This window comes from Chryseobacterium sp. FR048, from assembly GCF_056844665.1.
In genome coordinates this window covers 188,037-194,519 of the sequence record NZ_JBXDSE010000011.1, presented here as the reverse complement: position 1 = coordinate 194,519, position 6,483 = coordinate 188,037, and the positions used below count along the sequence as shown (strand labels likewise).

Here is a 6,483-nt window from a genome sequence, read left to right as displayed (position 1 = left end):
GCATTATGGGTATTTTAAGGCGCAAGAAGATCTAAGATCTTCAGTAAGTGTTACACTTATTTTTTTTGCACGAATCCACGAATAAAATATCTACTTTATAGTCTCTACTCATGACAATATAATTCGTGCATTAGTGGCCAAAAAACATCTCCAAGTATTTCGAAACTTTTGTATTAAAATCTGTGGCTAAAGAAACTAATTATTCGTATACATCGCCAGGAAATATTCTTTAAAAATAGGCTCAGACGAATCAATGCTTAAGATTTTCACTTTTCTTAATAATCCAAATTTTTTGACGCAAAGAATTATTAATTGGGGTATTTTACTTTAGGGGGCAAAGAGTGGCGACTTTGTCGCTGAAGAAGGTTTATAGTTATTCGTTCGCTTAGTAAGAATCAATGAAATTGATTCAAATCTTTGCTTCCTTGAAATAGTACAGGATGAATATTAAATCTTTGCGTTTATAAAACCTCTCAATAATTTTGCCACTAATTCACGAATAAATTATATGCATTCAATTTTATCCATAAAGAAGATTATTCGTGCATTAGTGGCCAAAAAACATCTCCAAGTATTTCGAAACTTTTGTATTAAAATCCGTGGCTAAAGAAACTATTTTTCTTCCGCTTTTAATTTATTTACCAAAGGATTCGCGTACATCGCCAGGAAATATTCTTTAGAAACAGGATCAGACGGATCAATACGCATTTCTAATCTTCGGATAAACAATTGTTTTTCCTGTTCAGTATAGTGTGAAGAGTAGGTATCTGTATTGTTGATCAGATCGTAAGCTATGTATTTTGTAGGCCAAAGCTTATAATTTTGAATGATAGAATCATCAATCAACTGTGCAATAGCCTGCAATTGCTTGTTTTTATTCTCAACTGTAGAGGCAATTTCATCCAATTCTGTATCAATAACGTCACCGGCATGCAGATGAATTCTTTTCTTTTGTCCTAAAATTCCGCTGAGTATCGTAGTGAAATCTTCGTTTTTTCCTTTAATGTATTCCTCATCCCTGTGCTGTGCCAGCAATTGAGGCATTTTTAGGGAATCTGTTGGATCATACTCATAGGAAATGGAAATAGGAACAATTTTTAATGTTTTAAAATAATCGATTAGAGATTGGTCTCCAGCTGCCATAGCCAACATCTTTAAAACCCCTTGCTGAGTAGCATCATTCCCGTCTTTAGCACGACCTTCACGCTGCGCAATCCATACAGAACGGTTTTCTTCGTGTAGAAGCATGTCAATATATTCAGACAGCGTTTGTGAACTTTTCAGCTGGTCACGAATGGGAAGGCCTCTCTGAACTAAAAAATTACGGTTTAGTTTGGCCAGTACATTCAGAAATTTTCTTTTGACAAGATTGTCCCCAATGGCTGATGCGGTCATAATGTGACCACTTTCCAACAAAACAAGGTTAAGCAGGGAAGTATCCAGTACAATATCTCTGTGATTGGAAATGTAAAGGTAGGAAGTGTTTTTGTCAAGCTTATCAAAACCTGAAGTCGTTAATCCTTCAGAACTCTTGGCAAGAATCTGACGAACGGCATAGGCTACAAACTGATGCTGAAAATCGCTGATAGAATGCACCTCTTTAAACTGTTCCAGCCAAACCTGCTCCTCCCCACCGGGAAAAGTAAAGTTCATCAGTGCTTTCATCATCGGATCACGGGCTATGCTCTGCAATCTTTCATTCACTTCATCATCATGAAAATACCGGATTTCATCAAACTTCGACATGTTATGGTAAAAATTAAAACTTTTTGCAAAAGAACGAAAATTTATCTGGGGATGGGGTATAAAGGTTGTTAAAGTATTATGAATGGCGTAGAACTTAGAGAAATCATCTGATGAACAGGGGCAAACTCTACTATTTATTCTATATTTTAACCACAAAAGTCACAAAGGTTTTTTATTTAAAACATTTTAGTTTACTTTAGAAAGTTTACAATAATGCTGTATAGGTAAGTTCACATTAGAAGAAAATCGAAGATTTTCAAAAACTTCGGTGTACTTATTATGCACAAAGCTTGTCCCTTATTATTACTTAAGTGTTACAATGCTTTTGTAATTAAAAGAATTTAAAACACTTTAGTCCACTTAAGTTAGTTGAAAATGGTCCTGTATAAGTAAGTTCACATTAGAAGAAAATCAAAGATTTTCAAAAACTTCAGTGCACTTATTGTGTGCAAAGCTTGTCACTTATCATTACTTAAGTGTTTAAAAACTTTTAAGCCTAAAAAGCTTAAATACTTTAGTCCCACTCTGAAAACAAAGTTCATTTTTAATGGTGCATAAACATCCCAATATGTGAGGTTGGATTCCTATGGAATGACAAAGTGTACGCTCTGTTTATCCGTGCACTTTGTCATTCCGCAGGAATCCCATTTTAATTGACAATTCAGAATTTCTCCCAAATTGCTTCCCACCTTTGCCCTGTATTAATTCTAATATCACTGTGAAACAAGTAACAATTTTAGTAGCGATGTTGTGTTCAGCGTTAATGATCAACGCACAACAGGGAGCAGGTCAGGGTAAAATAAGCGGGCGGGTTGTAGATTCCAATACGGGGAAAACAATAGATCATGCCAGTATCGGACTCTTAAATCAGGAAAATAAAGAAATCAACGGGACGACTTCCAATGAAAAAGGGGAGTTTTCTATGGATCATATTGCATCGGGAACTTATAAAGTGGCTGTTTTTTATGCAGGATATAAAAATAAAACAACGGCAGATGTTCAGCTTGGTGACAATAATGTAGTAGTTACCCTGGGTGATATTCAATTAGCAAACGGAGAAACGGCGATAGAAGGAGTAACCATCGTTGGTAAAAAAGCGGTAATTGAAAATAAGGTTGATAAAATTGTTTTTAATACCGCTAATGATGTGACTTCTCAGAATGGGGCTGCGATTGATGTCCTGAGAAAAGTTCCTCAGGTAACAGTGGATGCAGATGGAAATGTTGAGCTTCAGGGAAATACCAATATCAGATTTTTGATTAATGGAAAGCCTTCCAGCATATTTGGAAACAGTCTGGCAGATGCGCTGGCTTCCATTCCGGCAAGTCAGATTAAAAGTATTGAAGTGGTTTCCAGTCCGGGTGCAAAGTATGATGCGCAGGGGACAGGAGGAATTATTAATATTGTTCTGAAAGATAATAAAGTAAGGGGAATCAATGGAAGTGTGAATGCTACGGGTGGAACTTTATTTGAAACCGGATCTCTGAATCTGAATTATAAGAATAATAATTTCAGCATGAATGCTTTCTTTAGCGGAAATGCTCAGTTAAAGGCAAAAACTCCTTTTTCCCAGGACAGAACGTCAAGAAATGCAGCTTCCAATACCAGCACCCATTTATTACAGGACGGGTATACCGATTTTGAAAGACATGGTTACCGTACAGGCCTAGGTTTCGACTGGAATCTTACAAAAACCAGTTCATTAAGCGGATCTCTTTCTTTCAACAGTTTTTCGAATAAAAGCACTGGATTAATCAATCAACAGCAATATATCACAGATCATACTACTTCTGATGTAACCTCTATTATCGGATACAGAACTTCTGATAACCAATCTTCCGTTCGTTCTATAGATGGAAGTCTGAGTTTTAGAAAAACCTTTGCCAAAGAAGGGCAGGAGCTTACGGCAGATTACGTCTTTAGTTATGGCTCTCCAAAGACCAGTTATTTGCAGACTCAAAGCTTATCCGGAGCAGCAGGTCCTTACAATGGTATTTCAGGGAGTAATCCAGGAACGGATAACAGCCATAATATTTCAGTCGACTATGTTCACCCTTTGAATGATAATGTTACCTTTGAAATGGGGCTTAAGACAGTACAACAGCATATTACCAATGCTACCGATGTTCATGTTTTGAATACTTCATCAGGACAGTATGAAACAAATCCTTTACAATCCTATCATTTAAATTATGATATGGGAGTCTATGCCGCGTATTTTTCCTCGAAGTTAAAGTTATTGAACTGGTTGGATGTAAGAGCAGGCCTCCGATATGAGTATACTACCCTGAAAATCGATTTTCCTAATACGAATATTCCGTCGTATGGCTTATTGGTTCCTTCCTTCATCTTATCTCACAAATTTGATAGTGGTGAAACAGTGAAACTCTCCTATACAAGAAGGCTGGAGCGTCCGGAATATACGGAACTTAATCCTTTCCTTAATTTCAGTGATCCACATAATATTACTACAGGAAATCCGGCTTTGAAACCTGAAATCGGAGATAATATGGAATTAGGCTACACAAAAAACCTGGCCAATGGAGGGAATATCTCATTATCACTTGTAGAGCGCATCAACAGTCAGGATTTAAAACAGATTACAACCTTTTATCCAACATTTACAGCCAACGGAACAGAGTACACCAATGTATCGGTTAGCGCAAGAGATAACATCGGGAAAGAATACAACTCCGGCGGAATTGTCTCTCTATCACTTCCTTTTTTCCAGAACAAACTGAATCTGAGAAGTAATATTATGGTATTTCACCGATATATTGTAAGCCATATTTATGTAGGAAACTTAGATATGGGAATGCGTTACCGTGCGAATCTGAATCTTAATTATCAGTTTCCAAAGAACTTTGTGTTGGAAGTGTTTGGAAATTACAACTCAGCTGCCAAAAATATCCAGGGGGAAAATCCACAATCTATCACCTATACCATTGCCGGAAGAAAAGAATTCTGGAACAAAAAAGCAAGCTTAGGATTTACCATTACCAATCCGTTTAATAAGTATATCAAACAGGTTACCACCGTGAGTACCGGAGATTATGACTCTTATTCTGTAAGAGAATTACCGTACCGTTCTTTCGGAATCAGCTTCAGCTATAAGTTTGGAAAAATGGATTTTAAAAAGGAAAAGGATATTAGTAATGAGTATTTGAATGGGCCGGGTTCGGGAGGTTAGAATTTAATCATCTTGCTTAAGTATTTTTCGAAATACATTGTGTTTTTATAGTTTTATAATTTAATAATAGTTATTTGGTTTATTTTTTTACATAATTTTGTGTTTTGGTAAAATACTTAATTATAGTAATAGATGCCTGTACCTAATTTTCAGGATAATGATGCAAGTCTGGAATCTCAGTGGAGAGCAATTATTCTTTTTGGAAAAAATTCAGCGACCTATAAATTTGCCTTTGCAAAATCTTTATTAGAACTAATTTCATTAGAAAAGACCTCCGTATCACTTCAGGATATTGCGCCTTCTTATGTTCAAGGTATCCTGGAGCATTTGAAACAGAATGATAAGCAGGGAAATTCAAAATCAAGTATATTCTTGGAAGCTTGCAGAAATTTTAATGATCAGAAGATAGATTACGAACATTTACTAAATATTACCTTAAAACATGGCTTTAATAATGTAGTAGATGCTTTTCATACGGTTAATGGAAGTATTATCAATGATGTCTTTTACTATAAAGACTATAATGGAAATCAAAAGAATTTAGTGATTACAGATAGTCTTTTGTCTCTCAAGGAAAGTCAACAGTTTATTAATTTCGATCAGGAGGTTGATGCCCGGTGGAATCTGGTTGAGACTGCATGGAATTTAGAGATTAATCCAAACTTATTGGAAGTAAAGCTTGATGAAGACCTCAATCTTCTGTTTTTTGAAAACCGGATGATGAAACGGAAGAATATTGCTTCAGCCAGAGACTCTTTAAATGGATATCAGAAAGGAAAATGTTTTTATTCTTTTCAGGATATATCCATCAAAAGTGGTGATGATAATCTATGCGCTATAGATCATTTCTTTCCTCATGTTCATAAAATTCAATTGAACAAAAATGGAGCTAATGTGAATGGGGTGTGGAATCTGGTTTTATCAGATAAAAATATCAACAATGATAAACGAGCCAAAGTTCCCGAAATAAAATACCTGGAAAGGCTATATAAAAGGAACGAATTTTATATTGCCAGTAAGCACCCTCTTGGAGAAACCATTATTAATCAAACAGGAAAAACTCCGTTTGAGCGGAGAATGTTTTTGCAAGAACAATATAATTTATCTGTAAATTTAGCCATTCAGAAATGGAAACCCTATATTGAATTTGAACCTTTATTTTAATGAAAGATTTTACTGAGATCGCAGAGGATAAAATAATTTACAGAGGAAAATACTTCTTTATTATTGAAGATGGCTTTCCAGTATCTCCCGGACATTTATTGATTATTTCCAATGAATTAAAAACAGATTTTTTTGCTTTGAGCGCAGAAGAAAAAAATGCCCTTCCTTTTATGATTGAAAAGGCAAAGGACATTATTTTATCCCAATATCAACCGGATGCGTTTAATATTGGAATGAACTGCGGTGCAGATGCGGGACAAACCGTATTTCATTTTCACTGTCATGTGATCCCAAGATATAAAGGGGATATGGATAACCCTCGGGGAGGGGTGAGACATGTGATCCCTGGAAAGGGAAATTATTAAATAATTTATAATGTAAAT

4 protein-coding genes are annotated in these 6,483 nt (G+C 35.6%); 3 read left to right on the top strand and 1 reads right to left on the bottom strand.

Annotated features, from left to right (window positions below; all coding sequences use genetic code 11):
* Nucleotides 1-612 precede the first annotated feature (612 nt).
* On the bottom strand, nucleotides 613-1,746 hold the full coding sequence (locus AC106K_RS24930) for a 1-acyl-sn-glycerol-3-phosphate acyltransferase (protein ID WP_482448262.1): 1,134 nt from the start codon (nucleotides 1,744-1,746) through the stop codon (nucleotides 613-615).
* A 718-nt stretch (nucleotides 1,747-2,464) separates the two neighbouring features.
* On the opposite strand from AC106K_RS24930, the gene AC106K_RS24925 reads away from it, so the two are divergent.
* The 3 genes from AC106K_RS24925 (at nucleotide 2,465) to AC106K_RS24915 (ending at nucleotide 6,465) form a co-directional block, all read left to right on the top strand.
* Entirely contained in the window at nucleotides 2,465-4,936 is a 2,472-nt protein-coding gene (locus AC106K_RS24925; protein ID WP_482448261.1) for a TonB-dependent receptor domain-containing protein, read from the top strand.
* Nucleotides 4,937-5,068: 132 nt separating this feature from the next.
* On the top strand, nucleotides 5,069-6,100 hold the full coding sequence (locus AC106K_RS24920) for an HNH endonuclease family protein (RefSeq protein WP_482448260.1): 1,032 nt from the start codon (nucleotides 5,069-5,071) through the stop codon (nucleotides 6,098-6,100).
* Nucleotides 6,100-6,465, top strand: a complete 366-nt coding sequence (locus AC106K_RS24915; RefSeq protein WP_482448259.1) for an HIT family protein — start codon at nucleotides 6,100-6,102, stop codon at nucleotides 6,463-6,465. The genes AC106K_RS24920 and AC106K_RS24915 overlap by 1 nt, the downstream gene beginning before the upstream one ends.
* Nucleotides 6,466-6,483 lie beyond the last annotated feature (18 nt).